Origin of the sequence: Enterobacter sp. ENT03 (genome assembly GCF_019218745.1) — a bacterium.
Taxonomy (GTDB): domain Bacteria; phylum Pseudomonadota; class Gammaproteobacteria; order Enterobacterales; family Enterobacteriaceae; genus Enterobacter_D.
Window position 1 is genome coordinate 49,506 of the sequence record NZ_JAHUXA010000013.1, and the last position, 18,042, is coordinate 67,547.

13 protein-coding genes are annotated in these 18,042 nt (G+C 56.3%); 2 read left to right on the plus strand and 11 right to left on the minus strand.

The window, feature by feature from the left end; genetic code table 11:
• Nucleotides 1–5: 5 nt before the first annotated feature.
• From menH to KW828_RS15910, 6 genes are all read right to left on the minus strand, one after another.
• Nucleotides 6–767 (minus strand): 2-succinyl-6-hydroxy-2,4-cyclohexadiene-1-carboxylate synthase, encoded by a 762-nt coding sequence (gene menH, locus KW828_RS15885; protein WP_218337279.1) that lies wholly within the window; start codon nucleotides 765–767, stop codon nucleotides 6–8.
• Nucleotides 764–2,434 carry a 2-succinyl-5-enolpyruvyl-6-hydroxy-3-cyclohexene-1-carboxylic-acid synthase gene (menD, locus tag KW828_RS15890; protein ID WP_218337280.1) on the minus strand — a complete coding sequence of 557 codons (1,671 nt, stop codon included), beginning with the start codon at nucleotides 2,432–2,434 and terminating at the stop codon, nucleotides 764–766. Before menD ends, menH begins: the two co-directional genes overlap by 4 nt.
• Before the next feature lie 88 nt (nucleotides 2,435–2,522).
• Nucleotides 2,523–3,815 (minus strand): isochorismate synthase MenF, encoded by a 1,293-nt coding sequence (gene menF, locus KW828_RS15895; RefSeq protein ID WP_371316135.1) that lies wholly within the window; start codon nucleotides 3,813–3,815, stop codon nucleotides 2,523–2,525.
• A gap of 177 nt (nucleotides 3,816–3,992) precedes the next feature.
• Nucleotides 3,993–8,651, minus strand: a complete 4,659-nt coding sequence (locus KW828_RS15900) for an autotransporter outer membrane beta-barrel domain-containing protein (protein ID WP_256350215.1) — start codon at nucleotides 8,649–8,651, stop codon at nucleotides 3,993–3,995.
• 628 nt (nucleotides 8,652–9,279) lie between these two features.
• On the minus strand, nucleotides 9,280–9,582 hold the full coding sequence (gene elaB / locus KW828_RS15905) for a stress response protein ElaB (RefSeq protein ID WP_088219259.1): 303 nt from the start codon (nucleotides 9,580–9,582) through the stop codon (nucleotides 9,280–9,282).
• 53 nt (nucleotides 9,583–9,635) lie between these two features.
• Nucleotides 9,636–10,097 (minus strand): GNAT family N-acetyltransferase, encoded by a 462-nt coding sequence (locus KW828_RS15910; protein ID WP_218337285.1) that lies wholly within the window; start codon nucleotides 10,095–10,097, stop codon nucleotides 9,636–9,638.
• A gap of 73 nt (nucleotides 10,098–10,170) precedes the next feature.
• Here KW828_RS15910 and rbn point away from each other — a divergent pair, with 73 nt between their 5' ends.
• Entirely contained in the window at nucleotides 10,171–11,088 is a 918-nt protein-coding gene (rbn, locus tag KW828_RS15915) for a ribonuclease BN (protein WP_218337286.1), read from the plus strand.
• Nucleotides 11,089–11,164: 76 nt separating this feature from the next.
• Entirely contained in the window at nucleotides 11,165–12,172 is a 1,008-nt protein-coding gene (locus tag KW828_RS15920; protein ID WP_218337287.1) for a chemotaxis protein, read from the plus strand.
• A gap of 146 nt (nucleotides 12,173–12,318) precedes the next feature.
• On the opposite strand, the gene nuoN is transcribed toward KW828_RS15920, so the two are convergent.
• Genes nuoN through nuoJ form a run of 5 tightly spaced genes read right to left on the minus strand, consistent with a single transcriptional unit; the run spans nucleotide 12,319 to nucleotide 18,042 of the window.
• The gene (gene nuoN / locus KW828_RS15925; protein WP_218337288.1) at nucleotides 12,319–13,776 is read right to left on the minus strand and encodes an NADH-quinone oxidoreductase subunit NuoN; all 1,458 of its coding nucleotides are present in this window, start codon (nucleotides 13,774–13,776) and stop codon (nucleotides 12,319–12,321) included.
• Nucleotides 13,777–13,782: 6 nt separating this feature from the next.
• Nucleotides 13,783–15,312, minus strand: coding sequence for an NADH-quinone oxidoreductase subunit M (gene nuoM / locus KW828_RS15930; protein ID WP_218337290.1), 1,530 nt, complete (start codon nucleotides 15,310–15,312; stop codon nucleotides 13,783–13,785).
• A 41-nt stretch (nucleotides 15,313–15,353) separates the two neighbouring features.
• A complete protein-coding gene (gene nuoL / locus KW828_RS15935; RefSeq protein WP_218337291.1) occupies nucleotides 15,354–17,195 on the minus strand; it encodes an NADH-quinone oxidoreductase subunit L in 1,842 nt (613 codons plus the stop codon).
• Nucleotides 17,192–17,494 (minus strand): NADH-quinone oxidoreductase subunit NuoK, encoded by a 303-nt coding sequence (gene nuoK, locus KW828_RS15940; protein WP_072569199.1) that lies wholly within the window; start codon nucleotides 17,492–17,494, stop codon nucleotides 17,192–17,194. Before nuoK ends, nuoL begins: the two co-directional genes overlap by 4 nt.
• Complete coding sequence (gene nuoJ, locus KW828_RS15945) at nucleotides 17,491–18,042, minus strand: NADH-quinone oxidoreductase subunit J (RefSeq protein WP_218337293.1); 552 nt, start codon at nucleotides 18,040–18,042, stop codon at nucleotides 17,491–17,493. The genes nuoK and nuoJ overlap by 4 nt, the downstream gene beginning before the upstream one ends.

Consider the following 18,042-nt stretch of genomic DNA (forward strand, 5'->3'; position numbering starts at 1 on the left):
TGTCCTTAGTGAAGACGCAGAATATGCGCCAGACGGTCAGCCACAGCAGCGGGATTTTCCCGGTGGGCGTTATGTCCGGCGGCGGCAATTAACAGGCAAGGCGCGGCGAGCTCATCGCCGATGGCGCGGAATTTCGCGTCGTGCTCGCCACACAGGTAATAAAACGGGAATGTCCGGGCGTGCAGCGCCGCACGCAGATCCGGCTGGCGCGACAGCGAGGTGGCATTGAGCATCGCGGCAAGGGCCGCGCCATTATTGTGCTCACGCAGCGTCACCAGCGCGCGACGTGCGTCGGCGTTAAGTGACGCGAATACCGGCTGCTGATACCAGTCGCGGAATACCGCCTCAAGGGGTTCATCGTGAAAACGGGCGGCCCAGCGGGCGTCGTTTTCCGCGCGCTGCCGACGGGCTTCGGCATCGGTCAACCCCGGATGCGCCCCTTCGACAATAAGCCCTGCCAGACCCTGCGGTTGCGCACAGGCGTGATACATCCCGAGGCGACCGCCGAGGGAGTAGCCGATGAGCCAGTAGCTGAGTATGTTGTAACTATGAAGCGTATTACTGAGCAGCACGCTGACCTGCGCAAAATCAGTGGCCGGAATTTCTGCCGAGCCGCCGTGCCCCGGCAAATCTACATACAAGCGGGAATAGTCGCGGAAATGCTCGCCCACTGGCTGCCATTCGCGGTGATCGCCGGAAAAACCGTGCAGGAAGACCAGCCAGGGCTGGTCCGGGTTGGCGGTTTCGGCCCGCGCGTGCAGGATCATAACTGGCTGACTCCGGCCAACAGCTGCTGAAGTGCCTGCGCCCCCTCGGTTTCACTGACCACCAGCTCGATCACCGTCGTCTGCGGCAGGCGCCATGCCCCCGCCAGCGCGTCATCCAGCACCTGCCAGCTTTCCGGGCGATGGTAATGCAGACCAAACATGGCGGCGGCATGTTCAAAGTAAACGTTTTGCGGCATCTGATAAAAACGTTCGCGCTCAGACGGCGGCGTGGGCAGCAGGGAGAAAATCTGCCCGCCATTGTTGTTCACCACGATCAGCACGAAGGGCGCGGATACCTGGCGTAGTAATGCCATGCTGTTGAGATCGTAGAGTGCAGAGAGATCGCCGACGATGGCGAGCGTCGGTTTACCGCTGGCCCGCTGCACGCCCGCGGCGGTGGAGAGTAAACCGTCGATACCGCTCGCCCCGCGGTTGCTGTACACCGGATAACCCGCAGGTAGCTGCCCGAGCGCATCCACCAGACGCACCACCAGGCTGTTGCCTAAAAAGAGTTGCCCCTGCTCCGGCAGATAGTCTGCCAGGCGGTGCGCCAGCTGTGCTTCACCGAAGGATGCGCGCTGCGCCTCCACCGCCTGCCACGCCTGTTGCGCCAGCGCCGGGACCTCACTGCACCAGGCCGCACGGTATTCTGCCGGATGCGCATCCAGCCAGTCGGCGATGTTTGAAACCAGCCGCCGTCCACGATGATGCGCCGGATCGAGGCGTCCTGGCAGGCGGTCCACCAGCCAGTACTCTTCCGGCTCGCAGGCGGCCTGCCACTGGAGCAGCCGTTTTCCGGTCAGGCTGCTGCCGAGCTGAATAACAATCTGCGCCTGCGACAGTTCCGTTACCGCGCGGGCGTTACTCAGCCACAGATCGGCGCAGGGTAGCGGTTGTCCGGTCTGCGACAGTACATCGCCTATCAGCGGCCAGCCGAGCGTCTGCGCCCATTCCGCGGCCTGTTTACCTTCGGCGGCGCTCATCCGCCCGGCGATCACGACGCCGCGCTTTTGCCGCCAGAAATACCAGTCCCGTTGCCGGATGCTTTGCAGGGGGGTGCTCTCCCGCAGCCAGGGTTTATCGCTGCGCCACCAGTCGCCCAGCTGCCGCTGCCAGTCGAGGCCAGTCGCGTCAAGTTCGCCATACAGCGGTTCGGCAAAGGGGCAATTGATGTGTACCGCGCCGCCCTGCAAGGAGCCGAGCAGATTATCAATCGTGCTGACCAGCCAGCGGGCGGGTATGTCCTGCGTCGGGCGCGGGAGCGACAGCGCCTGTGAGGGATGGGAAGCAAAGATACCGGGCTGACGGATCGCCTGGTTGGCGCCGCAGTCGATCAGCTCCGGAGGGCGATCGGCCGTCAGCAGGATCAGCTTCTCACCGGTCAGCCCCGCTTCAATCAGCGCCGGATAAAGGTTGGCTACCGCGGTACCGGACGTGACGATCACCGCCACCGGCTCGCCGCTGACCTTCGCCAGCCCCAGCGCCAGATGGCCGAGGCCCCGCTCGTCGAAATGGGTGTGGTGAACAAAGGCTTTATTTGCAGCGGCGGCCAGCGTCAGCGGCGTCGAACGTGAGCCCGGCGCGATGCAGACGTGTCTGACGCCGTGGCGGGTTAAGGCTTCGAGAATGACCTCTGCCCAGCGTCGGTTGAATGAGCTTACTGACATAAATTTGTCCGGTATCAATATTGCGACACAGTATAAAGAACCCTGAACGATGAGTTTTTGATATGAATCGGTAATGCACGAATCTGTGTTAATCCATCAGGAGTACGGAGCGCAAACCGGCCGCTTTGTTTTCGATCTCCTGCCACTCCCGTTGCGGATCGGACCCCGCCACAATCCCCGCGCCGGCATACAGCCGCACCGTATCGCCCGTGACCCGCGCCGAACGTAGCGCCACGCAAAATTCCGTCTGCTTTAGAGAGAGATAACCTGCGGATCCGGCATACCAGTCGCGGGAGAAGGGTTCGTGCTGGCGGATAAATTCACGCGCCGCTTCGCGAGGCAGACCCGCCACCGCCGCCGTGGGTTGCAGCTGGCGCAGACACTGGGCGTCATCGGGCGTGTTTAACGTCATCCAGATGCAGCGCCGCAGATGCTGCACTTTTCTCAGGCGCAGCACCTGCGCGGGGAGGATGTCGTAGCCGTTGCCGAGCGGCTCAAGCCGCTGGCAGATGTCGTCCACCACCAGCTGATTTTCACGCTGGTTTTTATCATCTTCCAGCAACCACTGGCCGAGTGCACGGGCGCGATGATCGTCGGTATGGTTTTCAACGGTACCTGCCAGCGCTTCGGTGCGCAGTGCCGGTCCAATGCGCCGCCACAGCCGTTCGGGGGTCGATCCCAGAAACGCATCCTGCGGACTGAAGGCCATATAAAAGTGATAACAGCTGAAATTGACCCGCCGACTGGCAGCCATCAACGCTGCGGCATTCACCGGCTGGCTAAAGCGTAAATCGCTGGCGCGCGCCAGCACCACTTTATCCATGTCCTGCCGTTCAATGGCCTGAGTAGCAAGCCGCACCCGCTGGCACCAGCCGGCGTGATCCGGGCTGTGCTGTTCGCTGGTCAGTTGCAGCGGCAAGGGGGAGAACGGCGTGGCGGGATGGAGCTGGTCGAGAAATGTCGCCGCGTGACGCGCATCTTCACGCAGGGAGGTGTCACTCCACAGCGTGAGACAAAGCCAGGTCTGTGCACCCTCGCGGCGCCATTCGAGGCGCGGCAGAAACAGATCGCCGTGCTGCGGATCGAAAGCGTTCAGCCCCCAGATGCGCAACTGTGGATCACCGCTGTGCCGAAGAAAGGTTTGTGCATCGGCAAGCGAGCTAAAACGACGAAGCGTGCCAAGCGCCGCAGCCTCGTCTTCATGGCCACGCTGCTGCCAGTAAAACTGCGGAAAATGGGGCTGAGCGGCAAGCCAGGCCAGGGGATCGTGGGCCTCAGGGGATGCAACCGGAACCGACAGACGGCGCAGGCCGGGCAGCTCCGGCAGCAGATACGCCAGTTGTTTTTTGAGCTGCCATAACCCTTCATCGATAAACGCCACGAATGATCTCATCTGTTTGCCAAAACCCTGACATTATACGTGGTTGTTTGTTTAAAAAAAGACACCCCGCCGGAGCGAGGTGTTGATGGGTAGGTTATTTGCCCGGCGGCGCTTCGCTTGCACGGGCCTACAGGGTTATAACCGCCGGGTAAGGCGCAGCCGCCACCCGGCAAACCATCAGAACGTATATTTGTAGTTGACCATCAGGCCCTTATCCTTCACGCCGTCTTCCTGCCACTGGTACGCATCCGCCGTGAACTGCATGTTACCGGCGCTGTACTTCACGCCCGCCATCGCCTGGCTGTTCACGCCGCCGCCCTGCTGGTCATCGTCCACGCTGAACGTCTGGCCTTTCGCCCCGGCCAGCGACGCGGTGCGGATGCTCTTCGCGTAACTCAGGTTCGGCCCGCCTTCCAGCGACACCGTCGCCGCCCAGCCGTTTTCTCCGGCGTAGTTCAGCTTCAGGCCCACCACCGCGTCCACTGCCGTTTCGCTGCTGCTGCTCATGTTCAGGTTGAAGTCGCCCGCGCCTTGCTCGCGGTAGCCGTCCTCCAGGGTGTGACGCATTTTCAGACCGGCAAACGGCGTGACCGTCAGGGCTTCCTGCACCTTAAAGGCTTTTGATCCTTCGGTGCGGAACTCCAGGTATTGCTGGCGGGTGTCGGCATTCGCCGTTTTGTTCACGTCGCCGTAACGGACCGCGCGGTTGCTGTCGAAGTTATGCACGTCATACCGCAGGGCGTTATCCCAGCTCAGACCGTCTTCCGACAGCGGCAGGCTGTGCTTCAGACCAAAGAACTGGCTGTAACCGCCGGTCACACCGTTGTCCCCCGCCGTGGTCACATTGCCGTTGCCGTCCAGACGCGCGATACCGTACTCCATGCTCAGCGTCTGGTTGTCACCGAACGCCAGGCTCTGACGCAGCGCCAGCATGTCGTAGCTTGTGTCGTTACCCAGTTCCGCACGTTTGTCGCCCTTCGCCACCACGTTGAACGCCAGACCGTTGTTCAGCTCCGGTGCCGTATCGGCCAGCATGTCGAAGCGGTTGCTCAGAATTCGCGCATCGCGGGACACCCCGGTCGCTTTACTTCCGGAAATCTGCTTCATGGCGCTGTTCAGCTCGGCGCTGGTTTTCAGGTTCAGGCTGTTGTACAGCTCGTTACTGGTGTACGCCGCGTCCAGCGCATTCGCTACGCTGTTCACACTCGCATCACCCGCCACATCCGCATAGGCGTTTTTGGTCATGGTGACGTCGACGTTACCGTTCGCGTCCTTCTGACCTTCTGCCATCCACACCACGCTGGTGGAGGTGATGTTCTGCTCGCCCTGAATGTCTTCCCCGACAAACACGTTGTCGAAAGTTTTTGTGGTGTCGGCGGTTCCGGCGCTAAAGCCGGTGTCGATATTCACGTCGTTAATATCTGCATGACTTGCCGTGAGCGTACCGGCACGGCCATCGGCGCTGGTACCGATGGTGTACTGGCTGATGCTGCTGCGCAGGCCGCTGCTTTGTACCGGTGCGGTCGGATCGGTCGGCAGGGTGTAAGTTGCGTAATGCACCTCGCTCTTGTCTGCCGTATTGCCATCGACCCCGGCCACATCCACACCGGACTCTTTCACCAGCCCGCTGCCAGTACCTTCCAGATTTACCGTACCGTTGTTAACGATGCGCCCGTTCGCGCCCAGCCTGCTGAAAGCGTAGGAGTCTTTGGCGTAAATGTTGATCGCGCCGTTATTCTCAATCACCGCGTTGGCAGTGGCCTTCGCATCCAGCTCCATGGCAACCATGCCGCTCTCGCTGGTGCCTTCGCTGCCAAGGTTAATGGTGCCGTTGTTGACCAGTTGGGCGTTCTGGCTGCCCTTCATGCCGATGGCACCGTTGCCGCTGACGTTCATGGTGCCATCATTGATACCAGCAAAGTTACTGTGGGTCAGACTGACCGCGCTCTGGCCGGAGTGGGTGGCGGTAAAGTTCACCACCCCGTCATCCTGGTTCCAGAAGAAGGCTTTGCCGGTATCAGCATTTCCGGCTGAACCCACCAGGGTAACGCCGGTGGCGTTGGCCGTACCATCATTAATAAAATCAACCCCGTGATTCCACAGATTAATCGCCGACGCATGACTGCTGGCGGTGAAATTCATGGTCGCGCCCTTGTCATTCTTCAGGGTGGCGTTGTCATTCAGATGAATGGCATTTTTATTGTTGTCACCCGTCAGTACGCCGCCAGCGGCATTTTCAAACACGCTGTTATTTATCAGCTCCAGCATGCTGGCATTCGATTTATCTGATGAACTGCCCAGCGTGAATTCGCCGCTGTTAGTAAGGCGAGCACTGTTTTTCAGCGCAGTACCGTGAGTCATGGTGCCGGTATTCGTCATACTGCCGCCATTGTTTAACTGCACATTACTGTTAATGGTGCCGCTGTTCGTCATTGTCCCGCTAACCGTAACCGCTGTATCAATGATCCCCGTGCTCTGGTTAATAAAGGTACCATCGACATCCAGAGCGCCTTTACCATTAATTGTGCCGGTATTACTGACTGTGTTTCCGGCTAATATTAACGTGTTTTCATTTAGTGTGGTGATACCGCTCAGGATAGTGCCATTGGCAAAATCAGGCGTCACAAGGGTATCACTGTTATCTGCGCTCTCCGGCACACCGCTACCGAGAGTAATCTGACCGCGGTTGATAATACGGTTATTCGCATTACCGTCTGAATAAAATGCCATCCCGTTTTCAGCATTGATATTAATCACGCCGGTGGTGTCGTTAATGGCAAGACCACCATTATATACGGCCATCCCGACTAAAGGTTCATTACCAGTGTAATTTTCGTTTTTATTGAGGTTAATGGTGCCCTGGTTAATCACGGTATTACTGCTACCCGTCGCGGCCATACCTACCCCGGCGTTATTAATGGTGATGGTACCCCCTTCATGGTTTATAGCAGTGCCATTACTTCCAGAGGAATACTCGTTGCCCACACCCATGCCAATGGCGAAATCGACGTCTCGCCGTGACGGAATCCCTTCCACGTAAGTCGTCTCATCATCTTCCGCCACCCACAGTGCGTCGGTAGTAATTTGACCATAATTATCTGCCGTTGCACTGGCAGTATGCATGACTTCCCCCCGGCCATACAGCGACAGCGTGCCATTATTAACAGCGCTCGCACCGGATACAGAGCCCATTAATATGATTGACCGTACTCTATTATTGAACCTACCTAAAGGTACGAGACCATTGGATGGCAGGACACTGCCCCGGTTAAGCACGCGACCAGTAATATTACCTTCGTTGCGAACTTCAGAGCCAGTACCCTGCGATGCTAATCCCTCTATGATCGCCCCATTATCTCCTCCTGAAACCATGCTCTTTTCAAGAGTAAGATCAGCCTCATTAATTAAATGAGAGCCTGAGTATGCGATTCCAAAAGACATGTCGGTCAGGTTGACACTTCCCTTATTAACCATAGTGCTGTTGCCATTTAACATACCCAAATAATTGGCTGTATACAGGTAACTATCCAGACTATTTATATTAGTATCAATAATTGCATCGGACGCAATTTCAAGGTAACCACCATCAAAAACCTGAAACATCCCATTGAAAGGCTGACCCAGATCTCCATTTATAGATGATGTACCATGCAGATATACGGATGATTTCCCGCTCACGCTAATTACGCTGGAACCACTCATACCGGTGCGCTTATTTGCTGTATCACTGTCACCAGTCTGGTTTATTTCCCCGGTTGATTCTATGCCGCCCATAATATCGACACGATTATTATCCCCCTCGACAATCAGGCCATTGATCATTTCCTGTGAACCATCCGCGTGTCCATAGATGTAACTGTCCGCCATTTCGGCGTCGATCACAACCTGCAGATGACCGTCCAGCACCACCGTATTATTATTACCTGCTACGTTAATACCGGTGGAAGGGGTGTAAAAATAGTCTTTTGCCAGCGGTGATTTCTGATCTTTATCCACCACCATATCCCCGTTCAGGGTTACGGTGTTGGCATTCCCGGCGATATTAACACCGGTCGCCTGCTGGCCGGTGATGTTCATTTCTTCTGAGGTAAGGTTGAGTTTGTTCGCATCCCCGGTGACATTAACCCCGGTGGCGAAATCACCCACCGTCATTTTACCGCTCTGGTTAAGGGTATTGTTATTACCGCTGACGTCCGTTCCGGTTGCACCATCAGTAATGCTGCTCGCCCCACTGTTATTGATGATGTTGTCGTTACCAGTCACGGTGGTGCCAGTGGAGCCGGTGCCCTCAGCGGTAGTGTTACCTTTATTATTAATGATGTTGCCGTCGCCATTCACTTTCGTGCCGGTACCACTCGCCGTGGCGGCGTTGCCGCCGTTGTTGTGGATGACGTTGTTATTGCCGTCAACAGCGAGGCCGATCCCGCCGTCGCTGCCGCTGCTGGTGCTGGTGTTATTAATGACATATCCATCACCGTCAACTTTAGCGCCGACTTCATTCGGGCCTGTACCCGTAGCGTCATTAATATCTATAATGCTGGTACCACCGTTATCTCCGTCGTTGTCGCCGCCGTTATCTCCGTCGTTGTCGCCGCCGTTATCACCGCCGTTATTACCGCCGTTATCACCGCCGTTATCACCGCCGTTATTACCGCCGTTATCACCGCCGTTATCGCCGCCGTTATCGCCGCCGTTATCGCCGCCGTTATCACCGCCGTTATCACCGTTATCGTCGTTGCTCCAGCTTTTGCCGTCGTGATTGTTTTCAGCCGCAATGCCGACTGCTACCCCGATCGCCGCCACGCCGCCAGCCACCCAGCCCCAGTTATCCTCCATGAACGAAGACACCTGCAAACATTCTGCTGGCAATGCTGCTTGCTGTTCATCTGTCAACACGCGGATATTCGCCGGGCAGGTATTTGCTGAACGATTTTTTTCTGACAGCTCAGTGTCGGCCCAGGTGTTACCGCTCAATGCAAGAGCGATACAGATCGATAAGAGTGATTTTCTTTGCATGAAGAATGTTCCTTATTCATGAGGATTCAATAGCAATAACGACAGGCAGGAATGGCAACGCCGCCAAAGGAGAACAACAAATTAAGTGAGGCGAACTTATAAGCGGATGATTAATTTGACGCAAGGTCATTAACATCAAATTTATATTAAATTTATATTAATTACGCACAACCAATTGAAATTTTTGATGTTATTATTTTTATGAATTAAGAGAATACAATTCACCTCATGGAATATATTGATATTATAAATGCAATCACCATTAATGCATTCACAATACAGATGATTTAATATCAAGATTTACTCATGATTGCGGGAATTATTTATCGTATTAATAACAAAAATCAGCCGGATAACTGGGGTGTGGGGCGTAAGAAACAATATAGCCTCCTGATGCAGCGTGGCAACCAGGAGGCTGTAAACGTCAGTAGCTGACGCGAAGTGTTGACTAGCGACGTAACAATAAACCCAGTACCAGGCCCGCTGCGGCACCGATACCTACGCCCTGCCAGGGTTTTTCGCGCACATAATCATCTGCACGGTAGGCAACCTGTTTCGCACGCAGGTAATAGTTGTCAGAAGCCTGGCTTACGCGGGACTTCACATCATGCAGCGCCTGTTCTGCGCGTGCTTTCAGCTCAATGTATTTCTGGTCAGCTGGATCGCCGGAGGAACGTAACACCTCTTCCAGCGTGTCGCTCAGCAGGGTCAGGTCGTCGTCAACGCGTGTTTCTGTGAATTGGTTAGTCATTTGTTTTCTCCATGTTTTGCACTGGTTTGATAACTATAGACAATGACCTGCGGTTACGCCTGGCCAACTTCCCGCGCCATACCGATGTGCGGGATGCCGTCCTCGTCATAAATATCGGTCACCGGACTGAAACCAAAATGGGCATAGAAAGGTTGCAAATGTGCCTGCGCGCCCAGGTATAGCGCGTGCTGCGGCCAGTGTTGCTGGCAGCTGGCGACCGCGCGTTCCATCAGTTGATAGCCCAGTTTTTCCCCTCTCACCTGCGGGCTGACAATGACCCGGCCAATCACTACCGGGGCGAAATCATCCTCATTTTTCAGAATCCTCGCATACGCCACCAGCTGGTTTTCGCGCCAGCCGAGCAGATGGCGGTTCTCACCGACCAGGTCATCGCCATCGACATCCAGATACGCGCAGGCTTGCTCTACGACGAACACCTCGCAGCGCAGTTTGAGAACCTCGTAAAGCGCGCTGACGCTCAGTTCGCTGTGGTGCAGGTCTTGCCAGTGGATCATGATGCTCTCCTTAATGAATTCTCTCTCGCTATACTAATGGCTTTTCTTCCCTCGCAAAGGGCATAACGCACATATGGAACTTCTCTTTCTTGGCACCTCGGCGGGCGTACCGTCCAGAGCGCGCAACGTCAGCGCGCTGCTGCTGAATCTGCAACACCCAACGCAGCCCGCGCTGTGGCTGTTTGACTGCGGCGAAGGTACGCAACATCAGCTGATGAAAACCGCGTATCACCCTGGCAAGGTGGAGAAAATTTTTCTTACCCATTTGCACGGCGATCACCTGTTTGGTCTGCCAGGGCTAATTTGCAGCCGTTCAATGGCGGGGATCACCCAGCCGTTAACGATATATGGTCCAAAAGGCATCCGCGAGTTTATTGAAACCACGCTGCGTCTGAGTGGTACCTGGACGGATTACCCGCTGTCCATCGTGGAGATTAGTGCAGGCGAGGTCATCGATGACGGGCTGCGGCGCGTGACCGCCTACCCGCTGGAACATCCGCTGGAGTGTTACGGTTACCGTATTGAAGAGCACGATAAGCCCGGCGCGCTGGATGCCCGTGCGCTAATGGAGGCAGGCATTCCCGTCGGCCCGCTGTTTCAGCGCCTGAAAGCCGGCGAAACGGTGACGCTGGAGGATGGCCGCGTGATTAACGGGCAGGACTATCTCTCCCCGGCAACACCGGGTAAAAAACTGGCGATTTTTGGCGATACCGCCCCCTGCCCCGCTGCGCGCGACCTGGCGCAGGATGTGGATTTGATGGTGCATGAAACCACGCTGGAAACGGCAATGGAGGAGAAAGCCAACAGCCGTGGCCACAGCTCAACCCGTCAGGCGGCGCAGCTGGCCCGTGAGGCGAATGCCGGGCGGCTGGTGATGACGCATATCAGCTCGCGCTATGACAGCGTCAGCAGCCAGAAGCTGGTGGATGAGTGCCGGGCCATCTTTGCGCAGAGTATTCTGGCGGAAGATTTCGACGTCATCACAGTTTGATGTAAAAACGTTCCTCCATTTTTCCCCCGGCGTGCCGATAACAGTGTTAACGCACGCATTCCACTCCGAGGGCACGATGGATAGTTTCCAGAAAGATATTGATGACAGGGCAAATCTTACCCTGTCAAACCGCTTTGAGCTTTTGCTGTTCCGTCTTGGCGCCTCGGTGCATGACGCGAAGTCAGAGCTGTTTGGCATTAACGTATTTAAACTGCGTGAAATTGTGCCCATGCCTGCTTTTACTCGTCCGGCCGGAATGAAGCCGCCGATGATGGGGATGGTGAATATCCGCGATCAAATCATTCCGGTAATAGATTTGACGGCGGTGGCGGGCTGCAAACCCACTACCGGCCTGAATATTCTGCTGATCACCGAGTACGCCCGGAGCGTGCAGGCGTTTGCCGTCGAGTCAGTGGAAAACATTATTCGTCTGGACTGGAAACAGGTGCACACCGCCGAGAAAGCCGTTAATGGCCGCTACATCACCAGCATCGCCTGTCTCGATGATGAGCAGGATTCCAATAATCTGGCGCTGGTGCTGGACGTTGAGCAGATCCTCTATGACATCACGCCGCCGGATCACGATCTGCATGCCAAGAACCTGCAGAACACCAAAAAGTTCAACATGAAGCCAGGTGCGGTCGCCATTGTCGCCGAAGACTCCAAAGTGGCGCGCGCCATGCTGGAAAAAGGGCTGGAGTCGATGAACATCCCGAACACTATGCACATCACCGGTAAAGATGCATGGGAACGTATTCAGGTGCTGGCGCAGCAAGCGGAAGCAGAAGGCGTGCCGATCAGCGATAAGATTTCGATGGTGCTGACCGATCTGGAAATGCCGGAAATGGATGGCTTTACCCTGACGCGCAAAATCAAAACTGACGAGCGTCTGAAGCATATTCCGGTGGTGATCCACTCGTCCTTGTCCGGCAGCGCGAACGAAGATCATGTGCGTAAAGTGCAGGCCGATGGCTATGTCGCCAAGTTTGAAATCAACGAGCTTTCCTCGGTGATCCAGGAAGTGCTGGATCGCGCTACGCAACATATCAGCGGACCGCTGATCAGCCATAAGCAGTCTGTGTAAGTCTGCATTTTGCCCGGCGGCGCAAGTTTGCCGGGCCTGATACTGAAAGGTTGCAGGCCGGGTAAGCATAAGCGCTACCCGGCAAATTTTTAAGAAGACGAAAAAAAACCGCCGAATTCGGCGGTTTTTTATTGGCTAAAGCGCGCTTACATTAGCGGCTTCGCCAGCTGCACGATGTCGATCAGCGGCTGCGGGTAGACGCCTAATAGCAGCACCAGCAATGCGGAGATCAGCACTACAATCCCTCCCGCGCTGTACTGCCAGTTCGATGGCGCATCACGGTTAAGCTGCTGCGGTGCGTTCAGATACAGGCTCACTGCCACACGCAGGTAGTAGTACAAACCAATCGCGGAGCCGAGCACAACGGCACCGGTCAGCCACCACAGGTTTGCCTGCACACCCACGGCCAGCACGTAGAACTTACCGATAAAGCCGAGCGTCATCGGGATCCCCGCCAGCGACAGCATCATCACCGTCATGACAGCAGACAGGACCGGACGGTGCCAGAACAGACCACGGTAGGAGTACAGCGAATCGGCATCCGGGCCACGGTACGGACTGGACATCAGACTCACCACGCCGAACGCGCCGAGGCTGCTGAACAGGTAACCGGCCAGATATACCCCTACCGCTTCCATCGACATCTGACCGCTTTGCAGCGCAATCAGCGCCACCAGCAGATAGCCGAGGTGCGAGATAGAGGAATAGCCCAGCAGACGCTTGATATTGCTCTGGCTGAGCGCCATCAGGTTACCGAAGATGATGGAAGCGGCGGCGATAATACTCAGCACCATGCGCACCGCGTCACTGTCACCCACTGGCGCATACAAGAACAGACGCATCACCACGCCAAAGATGGCGATTTTGCTGGCGGTCGCCAGGAAGGTGGAAACCGGAGCAGGTGCGCCCTGGTAAACGTCTGGCGTCCACAGATGGAACGGCACCAGCGACAGCTTAAAGCCCAGACCGACGATCATCATACCCAGACCTGCCAGCAGCAGCGGTTCGTGCAGCATGCCGTCGCCCAGGCTCTTACCGAGTTCAGGGAACGACAGGTTGCCCGTCTGCGCGTAGACCAGCGCGATGCCGAACAGCAGGAACGACGAGGCGGCAGCAGACAGAATGGTGTATTTGATACTGGCTTCCAGCGAGCGTTTCTGACGGAAGGCGTAACCAATCAGGCCGAACAGCGGCAGCGAAATAAGCTCGATACCGAGGAACAGCGAGGCCATATGATTGGCGTTCGCCAGCAGAATGCCACCGAGGGCGGCAATCAGCACCAGCAGATAGAACTCTTCTTTGTTGTCGTAGTAGCCCTCAAGCCATGGGTACGCGAAGGTACAGGTCGCGAGGCTCGCCAGCAGCACAAGGCCGGTGTAGAGCATCGCGAAACCGTCTACGCGCATCAGCGGTGTGACATCCATGGCGCCCGCCTGGCCAACAAACCAGAGCGATACTAACGCGGCGTTAAGTCCAATGACCGACAGCGTGGCATTGAAAAAGTGGTTGCGTCGCCACGCAATGGAGAGCATCACAACCACCACCGTCAATCCGACGATCAGCAGCGGTAGCAGCGCAATCAGGTGTTGTGGAGTTATTGTCATGGCGATTTACGGCCTTGTAGTAGAAACGGAATTAACAAACCACTGCTGGATATTACTCATCGCGGAATGCGAGGTATCCAGAATCGGCTGCGGATAGAAGCCAAGCAGTACCAGAAGCACGACCAGCAACAGAATGATAAACAGCTCGCGCAGTGACATTCCCGGCAATTCTTTGCTCGCGATCTCGCTCTTCGCTTTACCGAAGAAGGCACGGTGCAGCATCGCCAGCGAGTAAACCGACGCGAAGACCAGACCGAAGGTAGAGATCACGGTGATCACCGGAACGACCTTAAAGCTTCCGAACAGGATCATGAATTCACCGACGAAGTTACCGGTGCCTGGCATCCCGAGGGTGGCCACAGCAAAGAACATCGACAGCGCCGGCAGCCACTTAATTTTGCTCCACAGGCCGCCCATCATGCGCATATCACGGGTATGCAGACGCTCGTACAGCTGACCGCAGATGATAAACATACCGGCCGCAGACAGACCGTGAGCAATCATCTGGATCACCGCACCCTGGTACGCCAGCTGGCTACCGGTATAGATGGCGATCAGCACGAAGCCCATGTGCGAAACAGAGGTGTAAGCAATCAGACGTTTGATGTCCGTCTGGGCGAACGCCATCCATGCGCCATAGAAGATACCAATCACACCCAGCCACATCGCAATTGGTGCGAACTCGGCGGAAGCGTTCGGGAACAGCGGCAGCGAGAAACGCAGCAGACCGTAAGCGGCGGTTTTCAGCAGGATCCCCGCGAGGTCAACAGAACCTGCGGTAGGTGCCTGGGAGTGCGCGTCCGGCAACCAGCCGTGCAGCGGCACCACCGGCATTTTCACCGCGAAGGCAATGAAGAAGCCCAGCATCAGCAGATATTCAACGCCATGGGACATCGGCGTGTTGAGCAACTGCTCGTAGCTGAAGGTCCAGACGCCGGTCGCGTTGTAGTGCACGAACACCAGCGCCAGGATGGCAATCAACATCACCAGACCGCTCGCCTGGGTATAGATGAAGAATTTGGTCGCGGCCGTGATGCGCGTCTTCCCGTCGGAGGCTTTATGGCCCCACAGTGCGATCAGGAAGTACATCGGCACCAGCATCATTTCCCAGAAGAAGAAGAACAGGAACATGTCGATGGCAAGGAACACGCCGATAACGCCGCCCAGGATCCACATCAGGTTAAGATGGAAGAAACCCTGATATTTCTCGATTTCGCGCCATGAGCAGAGCACTGCCAGCACGCCGAGGAATCCGGTCAGCACCACCATCAGCAGTGACAGACCATCCAGCGCGAGGTGAATGCTGATACCAAAGCGCGGGATCCACGGCAGCAGGAACTCAGACTGCCACTGCGGTAAGCCGGTCGATTGGGTCAGAGAGTAGCCGCCCTGCAACCACAGTTGCAGGGAAAGCGCCAGCGTCAGTCCCATTGTGACCAGCGCGATCCAGCGCGGCATCTTCACGCCGAAGCGTTCGGTCTGCCAGCACAGGAAGCCGCCAATAAACGGGATAAGTATTAACCAGGGTAATAACATAGCTGCGTATGTCCCTTATATTCTAAACACTTCACAAAAAATCAACGCAATACCATCAACAGCGCGAGGACGACCACCGCACCGATGCTCATGGATGCCACATACCAGCGCAGATAGCCGTTTTCGCTAAACAGCAGACCTTTACCTGCCACGCGGGAAAGGATTGCCGGGATGTTCATCAACGTATTCAGCGGATCACGCTTGATAAGCCAGGCGATACCGAGGAATGGTTTTACGAAAATTTTGTCATACAGCCAGTCGAAGCCCCAGGCGTTATACCACCAGGTGCCCAGCAGACGACCTGGCGCGCTGTTCGCGATAGAGCTTACCAGCGTGCGCTTGCCAAGCCACAGCCAGGCAGCAATCAGGATCCCGGCAATCGCCACCACGCCTGATGCAATTTCCAGCATCATCACGCTGCCATGTTCAAGCTCGGTGGTTTCCGGCAGAACGCCATGCAGCGGCGGTACGATCATTGCGCCAATAAAGGTCGACAGCACCAGCAGAACAATCAGCGGCAGATGATGGGTGATGCCCTTCCCTGCGTGTGCGTGAATTTGTTCTTTACCGTGGAAGACGATGAAAATCATGCGGAAGGTGTACAGCGAGGTCATAAATGCCCCCACCAGACCTGCCACCATCAGATTCATGTGTCCGTTCGCCATAGCACCCGCGAGGATTTCATCCTTACTGAAGAAGCCTGCGGTGATCAGCGGCAACGCCGACAGCGCCGCGCCACCCACCAGGAAGCAGACATACACCAGCGGAATAGACTTACGCAGGCCGCCCATTTTGAAGATGTTCTGCTCATGATGGCAGGCAAGGATCACCGAACCAGAGGAGAGGAACAGCAGCGCTTTAAAGAACGCATGGGTCATCAGATGGAAAATCGCCGCATCCCACGCCTGTACGCCAAGCGCCAGGAACATGTAACCAATCTGGCTCATGGTGGAGTAAGCGAGTACGCGTTTGATGTCCGTCTGCACCAGCGCGGCAAAGCCTGCCATCACCAGCGTTACGGCACCGACAATCCCCACCAGATGCAGGATTTCCGGGGTCATCAGGAACAGACCGTGGGTACGGGCAATCAGGTAGACACCCGCGGTAACCATGGTTGCGGCGTGGATCAGCGCGGAAACCGGGGTTGGACCCGCCATCGCGTCAGCAAGCCAGGTCTGCAACGGCAGCTGTGCCGATTTACCGACCGCCCCGCCTAACAGCATCAGCGTCGCCCAGGTGAGCATGTTATTGCCCGCCTCGAAGTGCGCCGGAGCCAGTTCCACCATTTCGCGGAAGTTGAGCGTACCCAGTTCGTTATAAAGAATGAACAGCGCGAAGGCTAAGAACACGTCGCCGACGCGGGTCACGACGAAGGCTTTCATCGCCGCCGCACCATTCTTCGGATCGGTGTAGTAGAAACCGATCAGCAGATAGGAGCACAGGCCCACGCCTTCCCAGCCGAGATACATCAGCAGCAGGTTATCCGCCAGTACCAGCACCACCATGCTCGCGATGAACAGGTTGGTGTAGGCGAAGAAGCGGGAGTAACCCTCTTCACCGCGCATGTACCAGGAGGCAAACATGTGGATCAGGAAGCCAACGCCGGTCACCACGGAGAGCATGGTCAGCGACAGACCATCCAGCACCAGGTTGAAGCCGATATTGAAATCGCCTACCGACATCCAGGTCCATAACGGCTGGCTGTAAGCCTGCTGCCCGTTATTAAAGAAGTCGAAGCCAACAATGGCGGTCACCAGCGCCGCCAGACCAACTGACCCCATTCCGATGGTGGCGGAGAGGTTTTCCGACCAGCGACCACGGGAGAAGGAGAGCAGTAAGAAGCCAATCAATGGCAAAATAATGGTTAAGGCAAGCATGTTCATCCACGCAACTCACTTACTGAATCGATATTCAGGCTCTGGCGACGGCGATGCAGTTGCAGTAACAGCGCGAGACCAATACTGGCTTCTGCTGCCGCAAGGCTGATGGCGAGGATATACATCACCTGTCCATCGGTCTGGCCCCAGTAGCTACCGGCGACGACAAAAGCCAGCGCCGCCGCGTTTATCATGATTTCCAGCCCAATCAGCATAAACAGCAGATTGCGACGGATAACCAGACCGGTCAGCCCGAGTACAAACAGTATCGCGGCGAGGATCAGTCCATGTTGTAAGGGGATCATGCGTGCTCCTCCGTTTTTCTTTTCGCATCGCCAGGACGGTTACTGAGCACTTCGCCTGCGCGTTCTTCACGACCCACGTGGAAGGCAACAACCAGACCCGCCAGCAGCAGCATTGACGCCAGTTCAACCGCCAGAACATACGGCCCGAACAGGGTAATACCCACCGCTTTCGCGCTGATTGAGGTCCCGTCGATGCCCTGATCGTTCACGCCAAGGATGGCGTAAATCATCACCGCCAGCAGAACAGCAGATAACGCCGCCGGACCTAACCAGATTTGCGGTTTCAGCCACTGACGTTCCTGCTCAATCTCAGCACCACCGAGGTTCAGCATCATCACCACGAACACGAACAGCACCATAATGGCCCCGGCGTAGACGATGATTTCCAGGGCACCCGCAAAATAGGCGCCTAAGGAGAAGAAGACCCCGGCAATCGCCAGCAGGGACACAATCAGGTACAGCAGAGCATGCACCGGATTGGTGTGGGTTATCACCCGCAGCGTCGTCAGGATGGCAACCAGGCCACAGATATAAAAAGCGAACTCCAT